This window comes from Nonomuraea sp. NPDC049646 (assembly GCF_044465525.1).
In the GTDB taxonomy this organism is placed as follows: domain Bacteria; phylum Actinomycetota; class Actinomycetes; order Streptosporangiales; family Streptosporangiaceae; genus Nonomuraea.
On the sequence record NZ_JBITLU010000012.1, the window covers coordinates 218,678 to 242,885 of the forward strand.

23 protein-coding genes are annotated in these 24,208 nt (G+C 74.0%); 11 read left to right on the top strand and 12 right to left on the bottom strand.

Annotated elements, in window-relative coordinates:
* The first annotated feature begins 147 nt into the window (after positions 1-147).
* From ACIBQ8_RS33290 to ACIBQ8_RS33300, 3 genes are read left to right on the top strand one after another with little or no spacing between them, the layout of a single operon-like run.
* Positions 148-3,558, top strand: a complete 3,411-nt coding sequence (locus ACIBQ8_RS33290; protein WP_397193893.1) for a BTAD domain-containing putative transcriptional regulator — start codon at positions 148-150, stop codon at positions 3,556-3,558.
* 45 nt (positions 3,559-3,603) lie between these two features.
* Positions 3,604-4,245, top strand: a complete 642-nt coding sequence (locus tag ACIBQ8_RS33295; RefSeq protein WP_397193894.1) for a hemerythrin domain-containing protein — start codon at positions 3,604-3,606, stop codon at positions 4,243-4,245.
* Positions 4,245-5,231, top strand: a complete 987-nt coding sequence (locus ACIBQ8_RS33300; protein WP_397193895.1) for a hypothetical protein — start codon at positions 4,245-4,247, stop codon at positions 5,229-5,231. The genes ACIBQ8_RS33295 and ACIBQ8_RS33300 overlap by 1 nt, the downstream gene beginning before the upstream one ends.
* Positions 5,232-5,263: 32 nt before the next feature.
* On the opposite strand, the gene ACIBQ8_RS33305 is transcribed toward ACIBQ8_RS33300, so the two are convergent.
* Positions 5,264-5,587, bottom strand: a complete 324-nt coding sequence (locus ACIBQ8_RS33305; protein WP_397178262.1) for a cupin domain-containing protein — start codon at positions 5,585-5,587, stop codon at positions 5,264-5,266.
* 70 nt (positions 5,588-5,657) lie between these two features.
* Here ACIBQ8_RS33305 and ACIBQ8_RS33310 point away from each other — a divergent pair, with 70 nt between their 5' ends.
* A complete protein-coding gene (locus ACIBQ8_RS33310) occupies positions 5,658-6,632 on the top strand; it encodes a helix-turn-helix domain-containing protein (protein ID WP_397193896.1) in 975 nt (324 codons plus the stop codon).
* 3 nt (positions 6,633-6,635) lie between these two features.
* Here ACIBQ8_RS33310 and ACIBQ8_RS33315 read toward each other — a convergent pair whose 3' ends face one another.
* The 6 genes from ACIBQ8_RS33315 to ACIBQ8_RS33340 all read right to left on the bottom strand — a co-directional run bounded on the left by ACIBQ8_RS33315 (position 6,636) and on the right by ACIBQ8_RS33340 (position 12,132).
* Positions 6,636-6,983 carry a GNAT family N-acetyltransferase gene (locus ACIBQ8_RS33315; RefSeq protein ID WP_397193897.1) on the bottom strand — a complete coding sequence of 116 codons (348 nt, stop codon included), beginning with the start codon at positions 6,981-6,983 and terminating at the stop codon, positions 6,636-6,638.
* Positions 6,984-7,024: 41 nt separating this feature from the next.
* On the bottom strand, positions 7,025-7,978 hold the full coding sequence (locus ACIBQ8_RS33320; protein WP_397193898.1) for an alpha/beta fold hydrolase: 954 nt from the start codon (positions 7,976-7,978) through the stop codon (positions 7,025-7,027).
* Positions 7,979-8,167: 189 nt separating this feature from the next.
* Positions 8,168-9,424: an FAD-dependent monooxygenase gene (locus tag ACIBQ8_RS33325; RefSeq protein ID WP_397178258.1), complete on the bottom strand. Its 1,257-nt coding sequence runs from the start codon at positions 9,422-9,424 to the stop codon at positions 8,168-8,170.
* Between the two features lie 76 nt (positions 9,425-9,500).
* A complete protein-coding gene (locus ACIBQ8_RS33330; protein ID WP_397193952.1) occupies positions 9,501-10,148 on the bottom strand; it encodes a maleylpyruvate isomerase family mycothiol-dependent enzyme in 648 nt (215 codons plus the stop codon).
* Entirely contained in the window at positions 10,148-10,981 is an 834-nt protein-coding gene (locus ACIBQ8_RS33335) for a fumarylacetoacetate hydrolase family protein (RefSeq protein WP_397193899.1), read from the bottom strand. The genes ACIBQ8_RS33330 and ACIBQ8_RS33335 overlap by 1 nt, the downstream gene beginning before the upstream one ends.
* Complete coding sequence (locus tag ACIBQ8_RS33340) at positions 10,978-12,132, bottom strand: cupin domain-containing protein (RefSeq protein ID WP_397193900.1); 1,155 nt, start codon at positions 12,130-12,132, stop codon at positions 10,978-10,980. Before ACIBQ8_RS33340 ends, ACIBQ8_RS33335 begins: the two co-directional genes overlap by 4 nt.
* A gap of 79 nt (positions 12,133-12,211) precedes the next feature.
* Here ACIBQ8_RS33340 and ACIBQ8_RS33345 point away from each other — a divergent pair, with 79 nt between their 5' ends.
* On the top strand, positions 12,212-12,988 hold the full coding sequence (locus ACIBQ8_RS33345) for an IclR family transcriptional regulator (protein WP_397178255.1): 777 nt from the start codon (positions 12,212-12,214) through the stop codon (positions 12,986-12,988).
* Between the two features lie 124 nt (positions 12,989-13,112).
* On the opposite strand, the gene ACIBQ8_RS33350 is transcribed toward ACIBQ8_RS33345, so the two are convergent.
* The gene (locus tag ACIBQ8_RS33350) at positions 13,113-13,874 is read right to left on the bottom strand and encodes an IclR family transcriptional regulator (protein ID WP_397178254.1); all 762 of its coding nucleotides are present in this window, start codon (positions 13,872-13,874) and stop codon (positions 13,113-13,115) included.
* Between the two features lie 68 nt (positions 13,875-13,942).
* Between ACIBQ8_RS33350 and ACIBQ8_RS33355 the strand changes: the two genes are divergently transcribed.
* The 3 genes from ACIBQ8_RS33355 to dmpG are packed head-to-tail and all read left to right on the top strand — an operon-like array spanning position 13,943 to position 16,733.
* The gene (locus ACIBQ8_RS33355; protein WP_397193901.1) at positions 13,943-14,767 is read left to right on the top strand and encodes a 2-keto-4-pentenoate hydratase; all 825 of its coding nucleotides are present in this window, start codon (positions 13,943-13,945) and stop codon (positions 14,765-14,767) included.
* Entirely contained in the window at positions 14,764-15,711 is a 948-nt protein-coding gene (locus ACIBQ8_RS33360) for an acetaldehyde dehydrogenase (acetylating) (protein WP_397193902.1), read from the top strand. The genes ACIBQ8_RS33355 and ACIBQ8_RS33360 overlap by 4 nt, the downstream gene beginning before the upstream one ends.
* On the top strand, positions 15,708-16,733 hold the full coding sequence (gene dmpG / locus ACIBQ8_RS33365) for a 4-hydroxy-2-oxovalerate aldolase (protein WP_397178251.1): 1,026 nt from the start codon (positions 15,708-15,710) through the stop codon (positions 16,731-16,733). Before ACIBQ8_RS33360 ends, dmpG begins: the two co-directional genes overlap by 4 nt.
* A gap of 3 nt (positions 16,734-16,736) precedes the next feature.
* On the opposite strand, the gene ACIBQ8_RS33370 is transcribed toward dmpG, so the two are convergent.
* On the bottom strand, positions 16,737-17,405 hold the full coding sequence (locus tag ACIBQ8_RS33370; RefSeq protein WP_397193903.1) for a TetR/AcrR family transcriptional regulator: 669 nt from the start codon (positions 17,403-17,405) through the stop codon (positions 16,737-16,739).
* 174 nt (positions 17,406-17,579) lie between these two features.
* On the opposite strand from ACIBQ8_RS33370, the gene ACIBQ8_RS33375 reads away from it, so the two are divergent.
* From ACIBQ8_RS33375 to ACIBQ8_RS33385, 3 genes are read left to right on the top strand one after another with little or no spacing between them, the layout of a single operon-like run.
* Entirely contained in the window at positions 17,580-19,124 is a 1,545-nt protein-coding gene (locus ACIBQ8_RS33375; RefSeq protein WP_397193904.1) for a bifunctional 3-(3-hydroxy-phenyl)propionate/3-hydroxycinnamic acid hydroxylase, read from the top strand.
* A 26-nt stretch (positions 19,125-19,150) separates the two neighbouring features.
* The gene (locus ACIBQ8_RS33380; protein WP_397193905.1) at positions 19,151-20,083 is read left to right on the top strand and encodes a VOC family protein; all 933 of its coding nucleotides are present in this window, start codon (positions 19,151-19,153) and stop codon (positions 20,081-20,083) included.
* Positions 20,083-20,928 carry an alpha/beta fold hydrolase gene (locus ACIBQ8_RS33385; RefSeq protein ID WP_397193906.1) on the top strand — a complete coding sequence of 282 codons (846 nt, stop codon included), beginning with the start codon at positions 20,083-20,085 and terminating at the stop codon, positions 20,926-20,928. The genes ACIBQ8_RS33380 and ACIBQ8_RS33385 overlap by 1 nt, the downstream gene beginning before the upstream one ends.
* Positions 20,929-21,367: 439 nt before the next feature.
* Here the strand turns inward: ACIBQ8_RS33385 and ACIBQ8_RS33390 are convergent, their stop codons facing one another.
* From ACIBQ8_RS33390 to ACIBQ8_RS33400, 3 genes are all read right to left on the bottom strand, one after another.
* Positions 21,368-22,279, bottom strand: coding sequence for a LysR family transcriptional regulator (locus tag ACIBQ8_RS33390; protein WP_397178246.1), 912 nt, complete (start codon positions 22,277-22,279; stop codon positions 21,368-21,370).
* On the bottom strand, positions 22,276-22,971 hold the full coding sequence (locus ACIBQ8_RS33395; RefSeq protein WP_397193907.1) for a hypothetical protein: 696 nt from the start codon (positions 22,969-22,971) through the stop codon (positions 22,276-22,278). The genes ACIBQ8_RS33390 and ACIBQ8_RS33395 overlap by 4 nt, the downstream gene beginning before the upstream one ends.
* A 409-nt stretch (positions 22,972-23,380) precedes the next feature.
* Positions 23,381-24,022, bottom strand: a complete 642-nt coding sequence (locus ACIBQ8_RS33400; RefSeq protein ID WP_397193908.1) for a histidine phosphatase family protein — start codon at positions 24,020-24,022, stop codon at positions 23,381-23,383.
* Positions 24,023-24,208 lie beyond the last annotated feature (186 nt).

The following is a 24,208-nucleotide window of genomic DNA, read 5'->3' on the forward strand; positions in this document are numbered from 1 at the left end:
CCCGCCCAGGGCCTGCAAGTCGTGCCGGGTCCGGGGGCGGCAAGGCGTGCAGGCTGGCCCGGGCGCGGCGGGGTGGGTCGGGCGGGCCGGGTGGCGTCGTGAATGTCGCGTCTGGACCGGTTGAAAGGCGGCCCCTAGCATGGGCGCGTGCGGCTGAACGTCCTCGGGCCCATGGAACTCGTCGTGGCCGGGCAGGCCGTACCGGTCGGGCCGCCCAAGCAACGGGCCCTGCTCGCCCTCCTCGCGATGCACGCCGGCCGCGTGCTCCCCGCCGACCTGCTGGCCGACCGGCTGTGGGCCGGCGACCCGCCGCCGAGCGTCCAGGGAAGCCTGCAGGTGTACGTCTCCAACCTGCGCCGCCGGCTGGAGCCCGACCGGCGGCCGGGCGCGACCCCGGCCGTCCTGGTCAGCGCCGCCGACGGCTACGGCCTGATGACCGGCGGGCTCGTCCTGGACACGACCGAGTTCGGCACGCTCGTGTCGGCCGGTTCCGCCCACCTGGCCGCGGGACGGCACGAGCAGGCGGCGGCCGACCTCGCCGAGGCGCTCGGCCTGTGGCGCGGCGACCCGTACGCGGACGTGCGCGCGCAGGAGTGGGCGCAACCGGAGATCGGCCGCCTGGAGCAGGTGCGGCTGGACACGGTGGAGGCGCTCGCCGCGGCCCTGCTGGAACTGGACCGCCACACGGACGTGGTCGCGCGGCTCGACCCGTTCGTCCGCGAGCACCCGCTGCGGGAGCGCGCCTGGGAACTGCTGGTGCTGGCCCACTACCGCGCCGGTCGGCAGGCGGCGGCCCTGGAATGCATGCGCGGGGTGCGCGCCCTGCTCGCCGGGGAACTGGGCATAGACCCGGGCCCGCGGCTGCGCGCGCTCGAAGCCGCGGTGCTCCGCCAGGACGCCGCACTGTTACCACCTGCCCGTCCCGCCACCCCGCCGCCCGCCACCCCGCCGCCGCCGTCAACGCCGCTCGCCACCGCGCCGCCGTCAACGCCGCCCGCCCCGCCAGGAACGCCGCCAGGAACGCCGCCGGGACCGCCGCCTGGAGCGCCGTCGCCCACGCCGGTGCGCCCGGCGGCGCCCGGTGCGGGCGAGCCCGCGCCGGACCGGCACGTGTTCGTCGGCCGGGAGAGCGCGCTCGCGTTCCTGACCGAGGCGGCCGCGGCGGCGTCCGCCGCCGGGCAGGTCGTGCTGGTGGACGGCGAGCCGGGCGTCGGCAAGACGAGCCTGCTGAGGCGGTTCCGCGCGACCGCCGGCGTGCCGGTCGGCTGGGGGGCCAGCCCCGACCACGAGACCGCGCCCGCCCTGTGGCCATGGGAACGCGTCCTGCTCGACCTCGCCGCCGCGGCCCCGCAGGCCGCCCTGCCCGGCGAGGTGGGCACGTTCCTGTCGGGCGGCCCGGAGGCGGTCCCGGCCTCCGACGCGCAGGGGGCGCGGCTGCGGTTCTTCGAGGCCGTCGGCGCGTTCCTGGCCGCGGTCGGCCCGGCGGTCGTCGTGCTGGAGGACCTGCACGCCGCCGACGACGCCACGCTGCGGCTGCTGGTCCACGTGGCCGCCACCGCCCGGCCGGGCCTGCTGCTGGTGGCGACGTTCCGGCGGCACGAGGCGTCGGCGCTCACCGCCACGCTGTCGGCGCTGTCCCGGCTCGGCGCGCGCCGGCTCGGGCTGGACGGGCTGGCCGCCGAGGAGGTCCGCGCGCTGGTCAAGGAGATGTCCGGCCGCGATCCGGGCGGCCACGGGGCCGAGGAGCTGCGCCGGCGCACCGCCGGGAACCCGTTCTTCCTCGCCGAGCTGGCAAGGGCGGGCGGCGGGCTGCCGCAGGGCGTCCTGGACGTCGTGCTGCACCGGGTGGCGGGCCTGGGGGAGGAGGCGGCCCGCGTGCTGGAGCTGGCCGCCGTGATGGGCGACGAGTTCGAGGCGGTCGTCCTGGCCCGGGTCGCCGGCGGCACGGTCGGCGACCTGCTGCCGTCGCTCGACGCGGCGCTCGGCGCGGGGCTGGTCCGGGAGTCGGCCTACCGGCTGGGCGGCTACGAGTTCGCGCACGCCCTGGTGACCGACGCGCTGTTGTCGCGCCGGTCGCGGCTGTGGCGGGCGCGGGTGCACGAGCAGGTGGCGGCCGCACTCACCGCCGTGCACGGCGACCGCGACGTTCGCGACGACCGCGCGGCGGTGATCGCGCGGCACTGGCTGGCGGCGGCGGAGCTGGGCGCGGAGCCCGCCCGCATGGCGATGGACTACGCGGCCCGCGCCGCGCGGGCGGCCCTGCGCCGGCACGCGCCCGACGACGCGGCCGTGTCCTGGCAGGAGGCGCTGGCGGCCGCCGAGCCGGCCGGCGCGAGCGCGGCCGAGCGGTTCGAGCTGGCCGTCGGGCTGGCGGAGAGCCGTTACGCCGCCGGCCGGTTCGACGAGGGCTACGAGGCGGTCGAGCAGGCGCTCGCCCTGTCCGGCGACGACCTGGACAAAGCGGTCAGAGCCGCCGACATCGCGATGGGCCACGGCATCTGGGTGCCCTTCCGGTACGGCGTCGACGTGGCCGCCGTACGCGACGCGGCGGACCGGGCCGCGCGCGGGCTGCCGCCGTCCACCCCCGCCTGGGCGACGGCGCAGGCCGTCAGGGCCGTCGTGCTCGCCCAGACCGGCCGCGAGGACGAGGTCGGCGCGGTCTCCGCGCGGGCCGTGGCGGCGGCCGAGCGCCTGGACGACCCCGCCCTGCTGCGGCGCGTCCTGCACCTGCGGCTCATCGCCCTGCAGGGGCAGGACTTCGTCGAGGAGCGCGCCGGGACCGCCCGCCGCCTGCTGGCCGAGCCGGACCTGTCGCCCCAGCTCAGGGTGATCGCGCAGCTCCACCTCGTCGCCCACCACGTGGAGCACGGCAGGGTGGCGCAGGCCCGCGACCTGCTGGCGGAGATCGGCACGCTGCTGAGCGACCTGCACAATCCCACGCTGGCGCTCCAGGCCGCGGTGACGCACGTGGGGCTCGACCTGTTCCAGGGCGTCCCCGGCCCGGCCCGGCACTTCGAGCCCGTCAGGGCGACGTTGTCGTTCGCCGACCTGGCCTACTTCGAGCTCAGCATGCTCGCCGGACGGGCCGAGACGATCATCCAGGAGGAGCGCCTGGGCGAGGAGGCGGCCTGGATCGAGGAGATGGCCCGGCACACCGGCCTGGCCGGGCCCGCCTACGCCCTGGCGTACGCGCTGGCGGAGCTGGGCGAGCCCGAGCGCGCCCGGCGGATCCTGCGCGAGACGCCCATGCCGCCGCGCGACTACCACTGGGCGATGGCCGCCATGTGCCGGCTGCACGCGGCGATCCGGCTCGGCGAGCTGGACGTCGTCCGGGAGGTCTACGACGCGTTCCGTCCGTTCGCCGGGCTGCTGCACGTGAACGGCGCCTGCACCACCGTCGACGGCGCGTACGACGGCCACCTGGGCGAGGCGCTGCTGGCGCTCGGCGACCGCGAGGGGGCGCGGGCCCACCTGAGCGAGGCGGTGCGCCAGCTTGAGCGGGCGGGGGCGGCCTACTGGCTGACAAGGGCCCGCCAAGCCCTCGCCAAGTGCACGTAGAGGCCCGGCGCGCACGCTGTTCCCGACACGTGAGGGAACAGACTGATGATCACACCAGAACACCTGACCGGCTTCCTGATGATGCACGCCGGTTTCCGCGCCGAGTTCGGCCGCCTGGCCGAGGCGTGCGGCGACCCGCGTGACGACGCGCACGAGGAGCTGCTGGAGGAGCAGCTCGCGCTCGTGCTGGACATGCTGCACGCCCACCACGCGCACGAGGACGCCACCCTGTGGCCCAAGCTCACCCTCCGCGCCCCGCGGGCGGCGGACGCGCTGGCCGAGCTGGAGTCCGAGCACTCCCTGCTGGACCCGCTGATCGAGGCCGCCGCCGACCGCGGGGCGCCCCTGGCCGGGCGCGCGCCCGTCCTGCGGCGGCTGCACGAGCTCGTCAACGAGCACCTCGACCACGAGGAGCGGGTCGCCGTGCCGCTCATGCTCGCCCACCTCACCCCCGGCGACGTCGAGGCCGACCGGCGGCAGGCGATGGACGACTTCGGCCGCCGCCGGGTCCCCGTCATCCTCGGCTGGCTCGCCTCCGGCGCCGACGCCCGCCTGCTCGCGGCGTCGTACGCGGACCTGCCGGTCGTGGCCCGGCTGATGTTCCGCCTGTTCTGGTGGCCGGCCTACCGGCGGCGCTTCACCCGCCTGTACGGCACCACCCCCGCCGACCTGATCCTGGAGCCGTGATGACCGCATCCGCACCGGCCCTCTCGCCGCGCCTGGCGGCCGAGGTCTTCGGCCGCGCCCTGGTCTGCGAGTACGCCTCGCTCACCCGCGACGGCCGCCCCGTCACCTGGCCCGTCACGCCGTACGCCGGGGCGGGCGGCACGCTGGACGTCAGCACCGGGCTCACCTACCCGGACAAGGCCGAGCGCGCCCGCCGGGACCCGCGCGTCGCGCTGCTGTGCTCCGGCGCGCAGGGCGGCCCGGACCGGGAGCCCGTCGTCCTGGTGCAGGGCCGGGCGACCGTGCGCGACGCGGACCTGCAGGCCGGCACCGACCGGTACGTCCGCGAGTCCCTGGCCAAGACCGGCGCCGGGTTCGCCGGGATGCCGTGGTTCCTGGTGAGACGGCTGGGCTGGTACTTCGCCCGCATCTGGGTGGAGGTCACCCCCGAGCGGATCGTCTGGTGGCCCGAGGGCGACCTGTCCAGGACGCCGGAGATCTGGATCGGCCCCCCGGACGTCGCCGTGCCCGCCTCCGACCCCGCCCCCACCGGCCCCCGGCTGCCGAGCCGGTCGGCCCCGCCGGCGGACTGGCGGCCGTTCGCCGCCCGCGCCGCCCGCCTGGGCGAGCCCGTCGTCACCATGGTGGCCGACGGCATGCCGCTGGCCGTGCGCACCCGCTCGGCCGTACGGACGGAGGCGGGCTTCGACCTGCGGCTGCCCGCGGGCGTCCAGGCGGCCGGCGGACCGGTGTGCCTGACCTTCCACCGGCACGGCCCGGCCATGGAGTGGCAGGAGAACGTCGTGCTGGTCGGGCGGGCCACCGGCGTGGGGGACCGGCTGAGCGTGCGGGTCGAGCGGGCGCTCAACGACTGGAGCCTGGCGGGGAGCCGCCGGGAGCGCAGCCGCTCGTTCCTCGGCCAGGGCAGGCTGCTGAGGAAGCGGCTGGAGGCCGAGGCCGCCCGCCGCGGCCAGCCCGTCCCCCGCGTCCGCCGCCCGCGCGACTGACGCCGCCCGCCGGTCCCCGGCCTGCGGCGTCCCTACGGGGTGAGGATGCTGATGCCCAGCATGCGGGCGCCCGTCTCGGTGCGCGGTCGGTGCGTGCTGCCCGGCGCGAACACGACGTAACTGCCCGGCCCGAGCCGCCGCCCCCGGTCGATGAACTCGCCGGAGATCACGTAGTAGCGTTCCTCGCCGTCGTGCACGTCCGCCTCGGGCCATTCGGCGCCCGGGGCGAAGTCGTACATCCAGCCGCGGGCCCGGTCGGTGGCGGGCAGCCGCCGCCGGACGATCCCGGGGACGACCTCGACCGCCTCCACCTCGTCGACGTGCAGGATCTGGACGTCGTTCGCATCTTGCGTCATGACCCCATCGTCGTGGCGGACGCCGTCCCCGCCCAGTGTCTGGATTGACGCGTGGCGGTATTTTCCTGCCATGACCGTTCAGCGAGTGGTGGCGCTGGTCCTGCCGCCGCAGTCCACGTTCGAGCTGGCGTGCGCGGCGGAGGTCTTCGGCGTGCGCCGGCCGGGGCTGCCCGCCCGCTACACGTTCCAGGTGTGCGCCGAACGTCCGGGCGCCGTGCCGACCCTGGCCGGGTACGACATGGCGGTGGGCGCGGGCCTGTCGGCGCTGGAGGCCGCCGACACGGTGGTGATCCCCGGATGGCACCGCCGCGACGACCCGGCGCCGCCCGCCGTGGTCGACGCGATCCGGCGGGCACACCGGCGAGGCGCCCGGATCGTCGCGATCTGCTCGGGAGCCTTCCTGCTCGCCGAGACCGGACTGCTCGATCGCCGCAGGGCGACCACCCACTGGCGGCTCGCCGCCGAGCTCGCGGACCGCTTTCCCGGCGTACAGGTCGAACCCGACACGCTCTACATCGACCTGGGCGACCTCGCCACCAGCGCCGGCACCGCCGCCGGCATCGACCTGTGCCTGCACCTGGCCCGCGCCGACCACGGCGCGGCCTACGCCGCGCACATCGCCCGCCACATGGTCATGCCGCCGCACCGCGAGGGCGGCCAGCTCCAGTACAGCACCGCGCCGCCCACGGACCGACGGCCGGAGTCGCTGGCGCCGCTCCTCGACTGGGCCGCCGAACGGCTGCACGAACCGCTCACCCTCGACGACCTCGCCGCACGGGCCGGGGTCTCCCCGCGGACCCTCGCCCGCAGGTTCGCCGGGCAGCTCGGCGTCAGCCCCGGCCGATGGCTGCTCCAGCAGCGCGTCACGGCGGCGCGAGCCCTGCTGGAGGAGACCGACCTCCCCGTGGAGACGATCGCGGCCAGGGTCGGCCTGTCCTCGGCCGCCAACCTCCGCAGGCGTTTCCACTCCCTGGTGCACACCACGCCCGCCGCCTACCGCCGCTCGTTCGGCGATCACGACGGTGGCCTCTCCCGGCGACCGTGACGGTCAGGGGCGGGGTTCGTCCCCCCAGGCCACCGGCGTGACCTCGCCGGTCTCCCAGTCCGAGCGCAGGATCGCGTAGCCGACCGAGTCGTACAGTCGTCCGTCGCGTCCCGGCCAGGCCCGGCGGTAGTGCGCCTCCTTCACGAAGCCCGCGCCGCGGAGGACGGCACGCATGGCCAGGCTGTCCTGCCGGGTGGTGCCCTCGATCCGGGTGATCCCCGGCAGCTCGGTGAACAGGTGGCCGGTCAGCCGGCGCACCGCCCGACCGCCGAGGCCGCGGCCCCGGTGGGCGGCCCTGATGCGCAGGTCGAAGACGGGCCCCTCGTCGGCGAGGTCCTGCAACCTGATCAACCCTGATCCAGCCTTCTGCCAGATCCCCGCGACCGGCCGGATCACCGGCCCCGCGCCTCCCCGGCGACGCGCTCGACGGCCTGGACGGCGACGCCGGGCTCGTCGACGTAGATGTAGTGCCCGCTGCCCGCGGCCGTGCTCAGCCTGCTGCGGCCCGACAGCGCCAGCCACTTGCGCTGGCCGGCCGCCCACGCCCGCTCCAGGCGCGGCCCGTACTCGGGCAGCGCCTCCAGGTACGGCTTGCCGTGCCGGACGACCTCGACCGGGATGTCACCGGCGGAGCGGACCTCGCCGTCGGCGATGACCAGCTTCTCCGGGTTCTGCCCCTGGAAGATCGCCAGGTTCTGCGCGCGCAGCTCGGCGGCCGGGCCCTTGGCGGACTTCGGGATCGCCTTCTCGATGTCGCTCATCATGGTGGGCGGGGTGGCGTCCAGCAGGACCAGCCCCTTGACCCTGTCCTGGTGGTCGGGGGCGTACCGGGCGGCGATCAGCCCGCCCAGCGAGTGACCGGCCAGGACGACCGGGGCCTTCCCGGCGACGCGGTCCAGCACGCCGGTCAGGATGCGGCCGCTGCCGGCGAGGTCCTGCGGGCCGTCCGGCTGGTCGCTCGCGCCCGCGCCGAGCCGGTCGTAGGAGCAGACCCGGTGCTTGCCGCTCAACGTCTTCTGCAGGGACGCCATCTTGTCCAGCCCGTCGCCGCCGCCGTGCATCAGGACGACGACCGGGCCGCCCTCGACCGGCTCGCCCGAGCAGGACACGTTCACCGACCGTCCCGCCACGGTGATCTTCTGGGTGCCGGAGATCGGAGCGGCCCCGGACGTCGGCGCGGCGGAGGTGGAGGCGGCGAAGGGATCCCACTTCTCCATCGCGTCGCCGTCGCAGCCGGCCACCCCCGCCCCGAGACCGACGCAGCACAGCGCGGCGGCAAGGGGTGTCCTGATCTTGGCGAGCATGAAGTCCTCCAATGGGCCGGCCGCCGCGAAGGCGATGCGCACGGCGGGTACGAGCGGGAAAAGGGCCGGCGGAACGCCGTGGCCGCCCCGCAACGTTACGGAGCGGCCGGCGCCTTGATCGTCACCGCACGGTGGACATTCCCCGGTAGCTCGCACGGGGGACAGAGCATGCTCATCCCGCACGGCCGCGCTCCCGCGTCGAGCGCGGTGCGCGGGCGTGCCGGGGGAGGGTCACAAGGAGGCGGAGTCCAGGGGGATCGGGCGGAACATCTCCGGCTCGTCGTCGGGGGTCAGGGCCGTCGGGCCGAAGATCCAGTCCACGAACGCGTAGTCGTGGACGTCGCGCTCCCGCAGCAGGGCGTTGCGCTGCAGTCTCCGGACACCCTCCAGGTGCCACAACGCGCCCCACGCCCGCGCCGTGCCGACCACCCGGCGGCAGTGCTCGGGCCGCACCGCCTCGTAGGCGGCCAGCGCCCGGTCCCAGTCCACCGCCGGGCGGCCCTCGGCGCGCTGGGCGGCGACGTGCTCGCCGAGCACCCAGCCGTCCTCGATCGCCATGATCGCGCCCTGCGCCATGTACTGCAGCGGCGGGTGCGCGGCGTCGCCGAGCAGCGCGATCCGCCCGGTCACCCAGGTCATGATCGGGTCGCGGTCGAACATCCGCCACCACCGGTCCCGCCACATCAGCGGCAGGCCCTGCTGGACCTGGTCGCAGGTTCCCGCGAACGCCGCGTCCAGCTCGTCGGGGGTGCCCCAGTCGTCCTCGCCGGCCAGCGCCTTCGGCGACTCGAACACGGCCACCTGGTTGAACGTCTCCGCGCCCCGCAGCGGGTACTGCACGAAGTGGCAGCGCGGTCCGACGTACACGACGACGTCCATGTCGTGCACGTCGTTGCCGGCGACCTGCTCGAACGGCACCGCGCAGCGGTAGGCGACATATCCGGAGCTCACCGGCTCGTCGTGGACCAGCAGTTCGCGGGCGATCGAGTGCAGTCCGTCGGCGGCGATCACCGCGTCCGCCTCGTCCACGACGCCGTCGGCGAACCGCACGCGGGCGCCGCCCTCGACGTTCTCGTACCAGGTGCAGCGGGCGTCGGTGAGCAGCTCGACGCCCGCCCGCTCGCAGGCGCGCAGCAGGATGCCGTGCAGGTCGCTGCGGTGGATCACCAGGTAGGGGTAGCCGTAGCGGCGCTCGACGTCGCGCAGGTCGAGCCGGGTCAGCTCGGCGGCGTCCAGGGCGTCCTTCATGACCATGCTCTCGGGCAGCACGCCGAGCGCGGACGCCTCGGCCAGCAGGCCGTAACGGTCCAGGATGCGGGTGCAGTTCGGGGCGAGCTGCAGGCCGGCGCCGACCTCGCCGAACGCCGAGGCCTGCTCGTACACCCGGACCCGCAGGCCCTGGCGGACCAGGGCGAGGGCGGCGGACAGACCGCCGATGCCGCCCCCGACGACGATCACGTCGGCACGGGTGGAGGGGAGGGTGCCCATAGGATCTTCCTTCTCGTCACAGCCACGGAGTTCTCGCCACAGCCACGGAGTTCTCGCCACGGCCACGCAGTTCTCGTCACAGCCACGGAGGCAGGGTCGGCGGGCGTCCGCCGCCGGCGGCCGTCACCCCGGACGCCGGGCGTCCGGCCAGGTAGGCGGTCACGTCGGGCAGCGACCCCTCGACGTCGGGCGCCGCGCCGGGCCCGCGCTTGGCGCGGATGTCCTCCCGCAGCTCCCGCAGGAAGCCGTCGGGAAGGTCGGCGAAGGTGAGCCCGGTGGCCAGGTCCACCGCGTGCACCATGACCTCCCGGCTGCGCATCCAGGGGATCTCGCTCGCCGGGACGGTCCGTCCCTGCGCGGTCACCACCTCGGCCCGCCACGCCTCCTCGGGCAGTGCCGCCATGGCGGTGGCCAGGGTCGCGGCCGACTCGGTGAACCACCGGGCCAGCTCGCCGGCGTCCAGCAGGGCGCCCCGCTCGATCCCGGCGGCGCGCGCCTGCGGCGAGGCGTACATCGGGGCCGGCTCGCCGGTGCGCGCCCAGCGGACCAGGTTGCCGATCGCCTCGGCGTTCGCCGCCAGGTGCGCCACGACGTGCTTGCGCGTCCAGCCGGGCAGGGCCGACGGGGCGTCGTACTCCCGCTCGGACAGACCGGCGATCGCCGACGCGCACAGGCCGGTGCCCGTCTCCACCCACGCGAGCGTGGTGGCCAGGTCGCGGGCCATCACGCGCCCTCGGTGACGACGCGGTTCTCCAGCCTGCCCAGCCCCTCGATCTCGGTCACGACGAGCTCACCGCCGCGCAGGAAGACCGGCGGCTTGCGCGCGTGGCCGACGCCGCCCGGCGTGCCGGTCGCGATCACGTCGCCAGGGTTGAGCCGGACCATCGTCGAGACGTAGCGGACCAGGTGGACCGGGTCGAAGAGCAGGTCGCCGGTGTTGTCCGACTGCATCACCCGGCCGTCCACCTCGCACCGGACGTCGAGCGCCGGCCGCGGGCCGGTCTCGTCCGCGGTGACCAGGAACGGGCCGATCGGGGTGGTGGAGTCCCAGTTCTTGCCCTGCAGCCATTCCCGGGTCCGGAACTGCCAGTCCCGGCAGGTGACGTCGTTGAGCACGGTGAACCCGGCGATCGCGGCGACCGCCCGCTCCTCGTCCGCCCGCCGCACCGGCCGGCCGATGACCACGGCGAGCTCGGCCTCCCAGTCGAACTGGTCGGTCTCCGCCGGACGCCGGATGTCGTCCGCGGCGCCGATCAGCGTGTCGGCGAACTTGGCGAACAGCGTCGGGTACTCCGGCAGGTCGCGGCCCATCTCCTTGATGTGGTTCTGGTAGTTCAGCCCCACGCAGACGACCTTGCCCGGCCGCGGCACGACCGGGGCGAGGTCGGCTCCGGCGAGCGGGTGACGCGGGCCGTCGGCCGTCGCGGCGGCGTCCAGGCCGCCGGGCGCGGCCAGCACCGCGCCGACGTCGGTCCGGCCCACCTCGACGAGCTCGTCGCCCTCGACGCGGACGGCGGCGGTGCGGTGGTCGTCCAGGCGGACGGTGGCGAGCTTCATCGGCTGTTCTCCTCGGTGTGGCTGCGGTACAGGCCGAGCCTGGTGAAGATCGGGGCGTCGCTGAACTGGAACAGGTCCAGCGCGCCGGAGTCGGAGTCGGAGGCCGACGCCTCCGAGCGGATCGACAGCGGCTGCCAGGACGGCACGACGAACAGGTCGCCGCGGCTCACCCGCCAGGACCGGTCGCCGACGGTGACCTGGCCGGACCCGTCGAAGACCTGGTAGACCGACGAGCCGGTCTCCCGGTACGGCGCGGTCTGCACGCCCGTCGTGATCCGGTGGAACTGCGCCCGGATCGTCGGGAGCACGTCGCCGGCGGTCGTCGGGTCGATGTAGCGGACCAGGGCGTGGCCGGGCTCGACCGGGCCCGCGTGCCCCTCCCGCTCCAGCGCGAGCTGGTCGGCCAGCGCGGCGTCGGTGTCGGTCCAGCGGTAGCAGAGCAACGGCGTGCCCTCGTGCCGGCGGAGCTGGGAGACCGGGGCCAGGCCGGGGTGCCCCCAGAGCCGTTCGGCGCGCGAACGGTCGGGGGTGGCGTGCTCCTCCTCGGTGAGGGTGTCCCGGCCGAAGTCGAAGAACTGCGCCTCGACGCCGTACTGGAAGGGGATGTCGAGGCCGTCGATCCAGGCCATGGGCGTGTCGGCCGCGTTGTGGTGGGCGTGCCAGTGCAGGCCGGGCTGGGGGAGGAAGTCGCCGCGGCGCATCGGCACCGGGTCGCGCTCGACCACGGTCCACACGCCCTCGCCCTCGACGACGAAGCGGAAGGCGTTCTGGCTGTGCCGGTGCTCGGGGGCGTTCTCGCCCGGCATCAGGTACTGGATCGCGGCCCACAGGGTCGGCGTCGCGTACGGCTTGCCGCCCAGGCTGGGGTTGGCCAGCGCGATCGCCCGGCGCTCGCCGCCGCGGCCGACCGGGACCAGCTCACCGGCGCGGCCGGCGAGGTCGAGCAGCGTGCCCCACTCCCACCGGTGCGGCTGCGCGGTGGAGCGCGGGTGCGGCGGCATCAGGTCGCCGATCTCCGTCCACAACGGGACGAGCAGCGCCTTCTCGAAGCCTCGGTAGAGGTCTTCCAGCTCGGGGCTGAGCGAGGGCTGGTCCGGCCGGTCCACGGCGGCGATCTTGACCGGCGAGCCGCCGGCGTTCACGTGGGGCATGGCCCCGACTATCCGCGCAGGCGACCGGGCTGGAAAAGAGGATTCTGCACAGCGGAATTGATGTGCCAGGATCGGTTCCATGGCCAAGCCCATGAAGACGCCGCCGGCCTACGCGCCCAGCAGCGTCGACCATGCCCTGCGGCTCGCGCAGATCCTCCAGCTCGACGGGGTGATCACCGTCTCGGCCGCCGCCGATCGGCTCGGCGTGGCCCGCTCCACGGCCCACCGGCTGCTGACCGCGCTGGTGTACCGCGATTTCGCGGTGCAGAACGACGACCGCAGCTACCGGGTGGGCCCCGTCCTCGCGCTGGCCGAGCGCGCGCAGTCCGACGTCGGCGCGCTGCGGGCGGCGGCGCTCGGCGAGATGCGGGCGCTGGTCGACCGGATCGACGAGACGGTGAACCTCAGCATCCGCACCGGGCGCAACGTGCGCTTCATCGCCTCGGTCGAGTGCGGGCAGGCCCTGCGGGTGGGCAGCCGTGAAGGCATGGTCTTCCCGGCCCACCAGGCCACCGGCGGCCTGGTGGCGCTGGCGGCCCTCTCGGACGAGGAGCTGGCGCAGCTCTACGCCCCCGACGACCGGGCCGATCCGGCCGAGGAGCTGCCCGACCTGGCGCGGCTGCGGCGGGACCTGCGGTCCGTACGGCACAGCGGCGTCGCGCTCAACCTGGAGCGCACCGAGCGGGGCGTGGTCGCGCTGGGATGCCCGGTGAAGGGCCGCGACGGCGCGACCGGCGCGGCGCTGTCGATCTCGATGCCCAGCGTCCGCTACTCCCCGAAGGAGATCAAACCCCTCGTCACCGCGCTCACCGCCGCGGCCGACGCGATCAGCCGCGCCCTCTCGGCCACCGGTTGACCGGAGGAAGTCGCGCCCTCTCGGCCACCGGTAGACCGGAGGAAGTCGCGCCCTCTCGGCCACCGGTAGACGGAGGAGGTCGCGCGCTCTGTGCCGCCGGTTCACCTCCGGCCGGGCCGTCGCCTCACCTCAGGAGGTCGCGCCGGGTGAGCGTGCTGCCGAGCGCGGCCGCCGCCGCGCGTACCGCGGCCACGTGCCCCTCGGGCCGGAACCGGCCGGTGGGGCCGGCCACGCTGATCGCGGCCAGCGGCTCGTCGCCGCGCCCCAGCACCGGCGCGGCGACGCACACCAGCCCGACGGCCGACTCCTCGGCCTCGAACGCGACCCCGGTCTCCGTGACGCGCCGCAACTGGCCGCGCAGGATGCTCGGCACGACGACGGTGTGCGGCGTACGCCGTTCCAGCGGCCCGGTCAGCACCTCGCGCCGCAGGTCGGGCCCGGCGTAGGCGAGCAGCGCCTTGCCGATCGCGGTGCAGTGGAGCGGCATCCGGCCGCCGGTGCGCGAGGGCGCCCTGGCCTGGCGGTGGCCGCCGATCTTGGCGACGTAGACGACGTCGTGCCCCTCGCGCACGCCGAGGTGCACGGTCTCGTGGGTGCGTTCGTAGAGGTCCTGCAGGAACGGCATCGCCAGTTCGAGCAGGCTGCGTTCCAGCGAGGCGAGCATGCCCAGCTCGAACAGGCCGCGGCTGAGCCGGTAGCCGCCGTCGGCGCGGTCGAGCAGGCGGTTGGAAACCAGATCGCCCGACAGCCGGTGGACGGTCGCCTTGTGCAGGCCGGTGCGCCGCACCAGCTCGGCGAGGCTGACGACCCGGTCGTCGGGCCGGAAGGCACGCAGGATCGTCACCGCCTTGCCCAGCACGGTGTCGAGATCCGCCCGATCGGTCACCCGCACAGCGTATCGCTGAACGAGACGATGTGCTGGTTGGGACGGCATCCTGCCTGCACAGTGGGGGGATGAACGAAACCAACGGGCCCGCCGCCGCGAGCCCGTCCGACATCGCCGCCGCGGCCGGGCGGCTGGCCGGCGCCGCCGCGTCCGGCGTGCCGTGCGCCCCCGTGCGGGATCTGATCGGCCGCGACGACCTGGCCGCGGCGTACGCCGTCCAGGCCGCGCTGGCCGCCTCCCGGCTGGCCGCCGGCGCGCGGATCACCGGACGCAAGATCGGCCTGACGTCGGAGGCGGTGCAGCGCCAGCTCGGCGTCGACCAGCCCGACCTGGGCGTGCTGTTCGATGACATGGCCTACGCCGACGGCGACGCGATCCCGGTCGGCCGGATCCTCCAGCCGCGGGCCGAGGCGGAGATCGCGTTCGTGCTCGGCGCCGACCTGGACGACGGCCCGCTCGACGCCCCCCAGGTCCGCGCCGCGATCGAGTACGCCGTCGCCGCGCTGGAGATCTGCGGCAGCCGGATCGCCGGCTGGGACATCTCCTTCGGCGACACGGTCGCCGACAACGCCTCCGCCGGCGCCTACGTCCTCGGGACGGAACGCCGCACCCTCGACGAGTTCGACCCCGTGGACGTCGCCATGTCGATGAGCATCGGCGGCGAGGAGGTCTCCACCGGCACCGGCGCGGCCTGCCTGGGCGACCCGATCGAGGCGGTCGTGTGGCTCGCCCGCATGGCCCGCGACCTCGGCGAGCCGCTGCGCGCGGGCCAGGTCGTCCTGTCCGGCGCGCTCGGCCCCATGCGGCCGGTCGCGGCCGGCGACACCGTCACCGCCACCCTGTCCGGCCTCGGCACGGTGACGGTCCGCTTCACCGAAGGAGCAGCAGCATGAGCAGGACGAAGGTCGCGATCATCGGCTCGGGCAACATCGGCACCGACCTGATGATCAAGGTGTTGCGCGGCTCGCGCCACCTGGAGATGGGCGCCATGGTCGGCATCGACCCGGCCTCCGACGGTCTGGCCCGCGCCGCCCGGATGGGCGTGCCGACGACGTCCGAGGGCGTCGACGGGCTGATCGCGCTGCCGGGCTTCGACGAGATCGGCATCGTCTTCGACGCCACCTCGGCCAAGGCGCACGAGGTGAACGCCGCCAAGCTGCTCCCGCTCGGCAGGCGGCTGATCGACCTGACCCCGGCGGCGATCGGCCCCTACGTCGTCCCGGCCGTCAACCTCGACGAGCATCTCGACGCCCCCGACGTGAACATGGTCACCTGCGGCGGCCAGGCCACGATCCCGATCGTCGCCGCCGTCAGCCGGGTGGCGCCGGTCGAGTACGCCGAGATCGTCGCGTCCATCGCCTCGAAGTCGGCCGGGCCGGGCACCCGGGCCAACATCGACGAGTTCACCGAGACCACCTCGGCCGCCATCGAGCAGATCGGCGGGGCGCGCCGCGGCAAGGCGATCATCATCCTCAACCCCGCCGACCCGCCGCTGATCATGCGGGACACCGTCCTGTGCCTCGTCGCGGCGCCGGACCCGGCCGTCCACGACGAGATCCGCCGGTCGGTCGAGAAGATGGTCGCCGACGTCGCCGCCTACGTCCCCGGCTACCGGCTCAAGCAGCAGGTGCAGATCACCGAGGTGCCCGCCGACCAGCCGGTGGAGACGCTGCTGGCGGCCGGCGCGGCGCGGCCCACCCACCAGGTGTCGGTCTTCCTCGAGGTCGAGGGCGCCGCGCACTACCTCCCGGCCTACGCCGGCAACCTCGACATCATGACCTCCGCCGGCCTGCGGGTCGCGGAGCGCATCGCCGCACGGAAGGCGGGCCTTCGATGACCATCCCGATCTTCGTCCAGGACGTCACCCTGCGCGACGGCATGCACGCCGTCCGCCACCGCATCGGCCTGGAGGACGTCAAGCGCATCGTCACGGCGCTGGACCGGGCCGGCGTCGACGCGATCGAGGTCGCGCACGGCGACGGCCTGGCCGGCGGGTCGCTGAACTACGGTCCCGGCTCGCACACGGACTGGGCGTGGATCGAGGCGGCCGCGTCGGTGTTGGAGCGCGCCCGCCTGACCACGCTGCTGCTGCCGGGAGTCGGCACCGTCCACGAGCTGAAGCGCGCCTACGACCTCGGCGTGCGGTCCGTCCGGGTCGCCACGCACTGCACCGAGGCCGACATCTCGGCCCAGCACATCGCCGCGGCCCGCGAGATCGGCATGGACGTGTCCGGGTTCCTGATGCTCTCCCACATGGCCCCGCCCGAGGAGCTGGCCCGGCAGGCCAAGCTCATGGAGTCCTACGGCGCGCACTGCGTCTACGTCACCGACTCCGGCGGCCGGCTCACCATGAACGACGTGGCCGCGCGGGTGCGCGCGTACCGGGACGTGCTCGACGCCGGGACCGAGATCGGCATCCACGCCCACGAGAACCTCTCGCTGTCGGTCGCCAACTCCGTCGTCGCGGTCGAGAACGGCGTCTACCGGGTCGACGCGTCGCTCGCCGGTCACGGCGCGGGCGCGGGCAACTGCCCGCTGGAGGCGTTCGTCGCGGTCGCCGACCTGTCGGGCTTCGAGCACCGGTGCGACCTGTTCCAGCTCCAGGACGCCGCCGACGACATCGTCCGCCCGTTGCAGGACCGTCCGGTGCGGGTCGACCGGGAGACGCTCACCCTGGGGTACGCCGGCGTCTACTCGTCGTTCCTGCGGCACGCGGAGGCCGCCGCCGCGCGGTACGGCGTCGACGTGCGCGACATCCTGATGGAGTGCGGCCGTCGCCGGCTGGTCGGCGGCCAGGAGGACATGATCGTCGACATCGCCCTCACGCTCGCCGCCGCGCGCGAGCAGCAGCCCGCCTGACCGTCAGCCGCCGGGCGCGCCCCGGCGGCCGGTGAGCAGCGACTCGCCGATCGCCACCAGGGCGTCGGCGAGCTGCTCCATGAACTCCGCGATGGGCTTGCCGTCCCCGGACTGGAGCGAGACGAAGGCGCCGTCGAACCCGGCCATGCCGAAGTGGGCGAGGGCGTCGGCGACCGCGTCCGCGGCCTCCTCGCCCTCGCCGGCGAACGACGAGCGGATCATGTGCCGCATGAGGTCGCGGCCCTCGCCGCGGACGTCGACGACGGTCCGCGTCGCCTCCGGGGCCTCGGCGGCCTCCTCGCTCATCACCAGCACCAGCAGCAGGCGCAGGAACTCCTCGCGGTGCACGAAGACCTCGCCGGTGCGGCGCAGGTACCAGCCCAGGCGTTCGCGGGGGGTGCCGCCCGCCGGCGGGTCGCGGTGGGCCTCGCGCATGGCCTCGAAGAAGCCCCGCGCCCCCTGGGCCATGACGGCCGACAGCAGCCCCGCCTTCGACTCGAAGTGGTGGTAGAAGGCGCTCTTGGGCAGGCCCGTCTCCTTCACGAGCGTCGAGATCGACGTCCCGGCGTAGCCGCGCACGGACATCACCCGGGCGGCCGCGTCGAGGATCTCCTGCCGGGACCGGCGGCCGCGGCTGTTTCCGGTGTGCGCCTCCTGCGCCGACTTCTCCACCAGCCGAATTCTAGGGACCGCGGAACAGCGGTCCGGCCGCGGTCTGAGTGACCGGTTCGTGAGCAGGTCTTGACACGTCGCCGCAGGTCGTTGTTACTCTCCACGCAATTGGACCGAACGTTTGGTCCAAAAGTGCCGCATCGGATCACCGGCGGCCGAGAACGGAGTCAGCGCATGACCGACAGCTACGACGCGGACGTCGCGATCGTCGGGTACGGCCCGACCGGCGTGATCGCCGCGCTCACCCTCGCCAGGTACGGCGTGTCCGCCGTCGCCCTGGAACGGGACACCGACATCTACCCCCGGGCACGGGCGGTGACCGTCAACGACTGGACGATGCGGATCTTCCAGGACCTCGGCATCGACGAGCGGATCGAGAAGAAGATCGACCCCCAGCGGGCCCTGCGCTGGGTCACCTACGGCGGCCGGGAGATCATGCGGATCGAGCACCCGCCCTCGACGCTGGGCCGCAAGGCGCGCTTCTACAACATCTACCAGCCGACCATGGAGGCCGAGCTGCGCGCGGCCGCCCAGGAGCACGGCGACCGCATCACCGTCCACCACGGCGCCGACGTCACCGGCGTCGCCCAGGACGCCGACGGCGTCACCGTCACCTCCACGGACACCGCGACCGGCCGCACGCGCACCACCCGCGCCCGGTACGCGATCGCCGCCGACGGCGGCGCCAGCACGATCCGCGGCGAGGTGGGCTGCCGCCTGCTGGGCGACACCAACGACGTCACCTGGGTGGTCATCGACTGCCGCGTCAAGCGCTGGTGGCCTGACCGCGACTTCCTGACGTTCTGGTCGGACAGGGAGCGGCCGGTCGTCGACATCGCGCTCTCCGCCGGCAACCACCGGTGGGAGATCCCGCTCAAGCCGGAGGAATCCCCCGCGGACTACCCGACCAGCGCCGAGGTCTGGCCGCTGCTGAAGGCGCTGGGCGTCACCGAGCAGGACGTCGAGATCCACCGGCACGCCTTCTACAAGCACCACGTCCGGATGTGCGACGCCTGGCGCCAGGGCCGGGTGTTCCTGGCCGGGGACGCGGCCCACCTGATGCCGCCGTGGGCCGGCGCCGGCATGCAGTCCGGCATGCGCGACGCCCACAACCTGGGCTGGAAGCTCGCCCGGGTGATCAGAGGCGAGCTGCCCGAGAGCTGGCTGGACACCTACGAGGCCGAACGGCGTCCGAACGCCGCCTTCTACACCGGCCTCGCGGTCCAGCTCGGACGGGTCATCAAGCAGGAGCTGTCCGAGGAGGAGCAGGCCGCGATGAACGCCGTCCCCCAGGACACGGTCACGCCGTACGAGCCGCCGCTCTCCGCGCCGCCCGTCCTGGAAGGCGGGTGGATCAGGGGGCCGCGGGGCGACGCCAGCATCGTCGGCCGGATGGTCCCGCAGCCGGTCGCCGGCGACGCCACCGGCCGGATGGCCCGCCTGGACGACCTGCTCGGCGACGGCTTCGTGCTGCTCGGCGACGACGTCGACCCGGCGACCCTGCTGACGGCGCAGGAGAGGGCCGGCTGGGACGCGCTCGGCGCCCGCTACCTCGCCGTACGGCCGAAGACGGCCTACACGCAGGGGCCGGAGGAACTGGTCGACCTCGACGAGATCCTGCTGCCCTGGCTGCGCAGGTACGGCGTCCGCGCCGTGGCCGTCCGTCCGGACAAGTTCGTCGCCGCGGCCGACGTCAGCGGCCTGGCCGTGCCCGCCTGAACCGGTTACCCGAGAGGAGAACAGAGATGTCCGGAGTCAAGGAGCTCGGTTACGTCGTCCACGAGGTCAGCGACCTCGCCGACTGGGAGCACTTCGCCGTCGAGCTGCTGGGGATGTCCTTCGGCGAGAAGACCGACGGCGGCTTCACCCTGCGCACCGACGAGAAGGCCCACCGCTGGATCGTCACCGGCGGCCCCGCCGACGACCTGGTGGCCACCGGCTACGAGGTCTCCGACGCCGCCGCGCTGGACGCCCTGGTGGACAGGGTCCGCGCGGCCGGCGTCGAGGTCACCCAGGGCGACGACGCCCTCGCCGCCGCCCGCAAGGTCGAGCGCGTCTTCGTCACCGCCGACCCCATGGGCAACCGGGTCGAGCTGGTCACCGGCCTGGCCGACGCCGCCACGCCGTTCGAGTCGCCGAAGCTGCTCGGCGGGTTCGTGACGGGCGCCGGCGGCGCGGGCCACCAGGTCCTGCTAGCCCACGGCGTCTCGCGGGAGGAGTACCTGCGCTTCTACATCGACCTGCTCGGTTTCAAGGTCAGCGACGTCATCGTCGAGGAGCTGGCCCCGGGCGTGGTCGCCGACCTGATCTTCCTGCACTGCAACGGCCGCCACCACACCGTGGCCTTCGGCGACCTGCCCTCGCCGAAGAGGACCCACCACTTCATGGTCGAGGTGACCGACATCCGCGACGTCGGCCTGGCCTACGACCGGTGCATGGACGCCGGGCAGCCGTTCGAGATGACGCTCGGGATGCATCCGAACGACCACATGTTCAGCTTCTACGTCCACACCCCCTCCGGCTTCAGCGTGGAGTACGGCTGGGGCGGACTGATCATCGACGAGGCGACGTGGGAGGTGAAGACGCTCGACAAGCTGCACAGCTGGGGCCACCGCCCCCCGGGCGTCGTCGCCGGACTGCTGGCCGCCGCGCCCACGCCCAACGGGGAGGACCACTGATGGCACTCGACGCCAAGGACATCGCACGCACCGTCCGCACCAAGGACTGGAAGCTGCGCTACTACAAGGCCGGCTCCGGCCATCCGGTCGTGCTGCTGCACGGCAGCGGGCCGGGCGCCACGGGCTGGAGCAACTTCGCCGGCAACATCGAGGCGCTGGCCGAGCGCTTCCACGTCTATGCCGTCGACATGCCCGGCTGGGGCGAGTCCGACCCGGCGACCGTCGACCGGCTCGACCACGTGGAGGCGGCGATCCAGTTCCTCGACGCCCTCGGCATCGAGCGGGCCGCGTTCGTCGGCAACTCGATGGGCGGGCAGACCTCGCTGCGGCTGGCCACCGAGCACCCCGGCCGGATCTCGCACCTGATCACCATGGGGCCGCCGGTCGGCCGGATCCCCACGCTGTTCGGCGCCGGCGACGGCCCGTCCGAGGGGCTGAAGGTGCTGATCGAGGCGTACCGGGACGCGAGCCCGGAGAACATGCGCCGGCTCGTCGAGATCATGGTCCACGACAAGGCCAGGTTCGCCACCCCCGAGCTGTGCCAGGCCCGTTCGGACGCCGCGCTCGCCCGCCCCGACCACCTGCGCAACTACGTGGACGGCCTGCCGAAGGGCGCCCCGCTGCCCAAGTGGGTCAGGCCGGAGCTGCTGCCGGGGATCCAGGCGCCGACCCTGCTCATCCACGGCCGCGACGACCGCGTCGTGTCGTTCGAGACGTCCCTCTACCTGCTGGCCAACATCCCGGACAGCCGGCTGGTGCTGCTCAACCGCTGCGGGCACTGGGCGATGATCGAGCACGCCGACGAGTTCAACCGGCTGGTCGCCGACTTCATCGCGAACAACTGACCCCCGGGGGCGCGGGCCGCTGCTCGCCCGCGCCCAGGACGGAGGCCGGCGAGAGCCGGAGACCGAGGACCATGGACGGACCGGAGGCCGCCTTCATGCCGGCTGTACGTGCCCCTGACCCTGCTGTTCATCCACGAGGTGACCGGCCTGCCCAGGACGACCGCCGGGCTCGGGGTCACCGTGGCGGCGGTCGTGGGGCCGCCGGCCAACCCGGTGGCCGGGCCCCTCGTCGACAGGTTCGACGCGCGCCGCGTGCTGATCGCCACCTACGTGCTGCGTGCGCTCAGGGAGCGGCTGTACACCCTGCTCGCCACCGCCTGGCACGCCGCCTGCCGCCCGACGCCGTCGCCCCGCCCTGCCTGCGGCCTGAGGCGACCCGCTGATCGCCGTCATGCTGCGCGTACGTACGGAAACCGCCGGTGGCGGCGTCGTGGAGCCTTCACGGGGACGCCGCACGGTGGGCGGTGGCCAGTTCGGCGAAGGCGACGGCTGCCGGGAGCGGGTCCGCGGGCAGGACGAGCAGGACGGTCCGCTCGGCGGCCGGCTCCAGCGGGATCGCGTGCACGCCGCTGAGGTGGGCGGGCAGCGCCAGCTCGGGGACGATGCTCAGCCCGAGCCCTTCGGCGACCATGGCGAGGATGCTGTTGGTGTCACGCACCCGGTAGTGACATCTCAGGCTCGCACCCGCCGCCCGCGCGATCGCCGTGATCAGCGGCTCGCACCCGCCCGTGGACATGATGAAGGGGTGCCGCGCCAGTTCGGCCACCGGCAGCGAATCGCGGACGCTCAGCTCGTGACCGCTGGGCAGGACGGCCAGCATGCGGTCGGCGGCCAGCGGCCGCGCCACCGACCCGGCGGGCAGCGGCCGCGCCACCGACCCGGCGGTCAGTGAGACCGCACCGGCCGCGGCCGACACGGTGGCGAGGTCGGCCGCCCCGGTCTCCAGCCACTCCAGGACCTCGTCGTCCGCGCCCTCCATCACCGCGAGCCGCACCCGCGGATGCGCTTCGGCGAACCGGCGCAGGAGCGGCGGCAGCAGCCGGGCGTTGGCGCTGGGGATGACGCCGACGCGCAGGCTGCCGCGCTCCTGCCCGCGGATCGCGGCCACCTCCTGCTCCAGCGCCTCCGCCTGGGTGAGGATGAGCGTCGCGCGGCGGCACACGGCCCGCCCGGCCGCCGTCAGGCGCACCCCGTGGCTGCCTCGTACCAGCAGCGCCACCCCGAGCTCGCTCTCCAGCGCGCGCAACGCGTGACTGACGGCGGACTGGCTGGTGGTCAGCTCCTCGGCGGCCCTGGTCATGTTGCCGGTCCGCGCGACCGCCTGCAGGACCCTGAGCTGGGTGAACGTCACAGCGCCGCACGCAGCAGACCGGCCACCAAGGGGTGTGGCTCCCCGGGACGCGAGCGGGCCTGCGGCACGAACAGCGTGGCCACGTAGTACGGGTGCCCGGGAAGCTCCAGCACCCGGGCCTCGCCGTCGCCGTCCACGCCGGTGACCAGGAAGCCGCCGTCGTGCAGGATCGCTTGCCGGCCGGGGGCGAGGCCGAAGTTGCAGTAGTACTCCTCCTCGACGTCGGTCCGCCCGTACAACGCGGCCACCCGGGAACCGGCATTCAGAGCCACGGGCATGGTCTTGCCCGCCAGCGAGCAGGTCAGCTCCGAGACGAACAGGGTCGAGGCGTACGGGTCGTACTCGGCGTGCTGGGCGTCCTCATGGCCGAGCACGTGGCGTGCGTACTCGATGACCATGTGCTGGCAGCCGCCGCACGTCCCCAGCGTGGGGACGCCGTGCTCGCGGCCGTGCCGGAGCGCGGCCAGCGCGCCGGCCAGGCTGCGGTACGGGCTGCCGGGCGCGCACCACAACACGTCGGCGGCCTCGACCTCGGCCAGGTCGGACTCAAGCGGATCGGTGGCGAGCCAGCGGACGTCCACGTCGATGCCGAGGTGCGCGGCGGCGTGGCGCAGCGCGTCGTCGGTGGCCAGATGCGGAGGAAACGCCGGATCTCGGTCGCCGATGACCGCGACGCGCAGGGATCGGTCCATGGCCCTCACTATGCGACGCCCCCCTCACGAGCGCCAATGCCGAACACCGCCCCTGCCATGAGCGATCACTCATGCTGACAAAGCAGGTGGGGCGATGGCTGAGCGCGGCTTCGACGACTCCGTGGATCGCGGGTGACTCACAGGGCACGAAGCCATTGATCGAGGACTGCGAAGTCCCCGTCGGCGAGCCCCCTGCGGGCCTCCACGTGCTCTTCCCGCGTTGTCGCCCAGACAAGTTCGCAGGGTAGCGCTGCCAGCCGACTCCCCAGCTCGGGGGTGAGCCGAACCAGGCGCGAGCCCGGCCGTGGTGCGCGGTGCGGGTTGTCGCCGAAGGGGAGAAGGGGCCCGTCGACGTCGAGGAAGAGCAGCGGGCGTTCGGTTTGACCGGTCATGTCTGAAGTGAGGAGGTTCAGTGGGCTGCGGGCGGATCGAGATGGCGGGTGTCGCCGAGGCTGACGACCGTGCGGTTGTGGAAGTAGTCGTCCTCGCGCAGCGTGGTGATGCTGCCCGGCGGAACCCGGAAACTGGCGTAGCCGATCGCGTTGATCGGCATCTTGATCCAGGACGTCACGACGCATGTCAGGGAGCCGCCATGAGTCACGATGATCTGGTGTTCGCAGGGGCGCTGCAGGATCTCGCCCATGGCCGCGTAGACGCGCCGCGCCAATGCCGCCTTGGTCTCGGCGCCCGCCACGCCCTCGTCGTGCTCCAGCCGTTCCCCGACCGCCGGTGGCGGGATGAATCGTCGGTCCAGCCACTCCTGTGGCCTTTCCCCTGCCTCTCCATAGGATTTCTCCCGAAGTCGGCGGTCCAGGACGGGCTTCACGCCGAACAGCTCGGCGACCTTCTCGGCGGTTTGCCGGGTGCGCTGGAGATCTGAGGAGAACAGCTCCACGTCGGCGCCAACTGGGATTCGAGCCCGCAGGGCCCGCGCGATGGAGACCGCCGCGCTGAGGCCGGCCGGTGTCAGCCGCGAATCATGCCAGCCGCCTACGACCCTCTCGACGTGGTGCGTCGCTTCCGGATGGGTGACGGCGTAGATGGTCCGCATGCGTAACGTCCTCTTGTTGGGGCTTTTGAGGGATCTTAAGAGTGGAGGGGGCTGGCCGGGCACGGCGCGGGTTTCGGCCCCGTACGGGTGTGCCGGCGTCACGGCCGTGGAGACGCGATGGATCTTCCTGTCTCAGGAGACGCCGATCTCCCTTCCCTGGTCGGCAGCGGCCTCGTGCGGACGTGC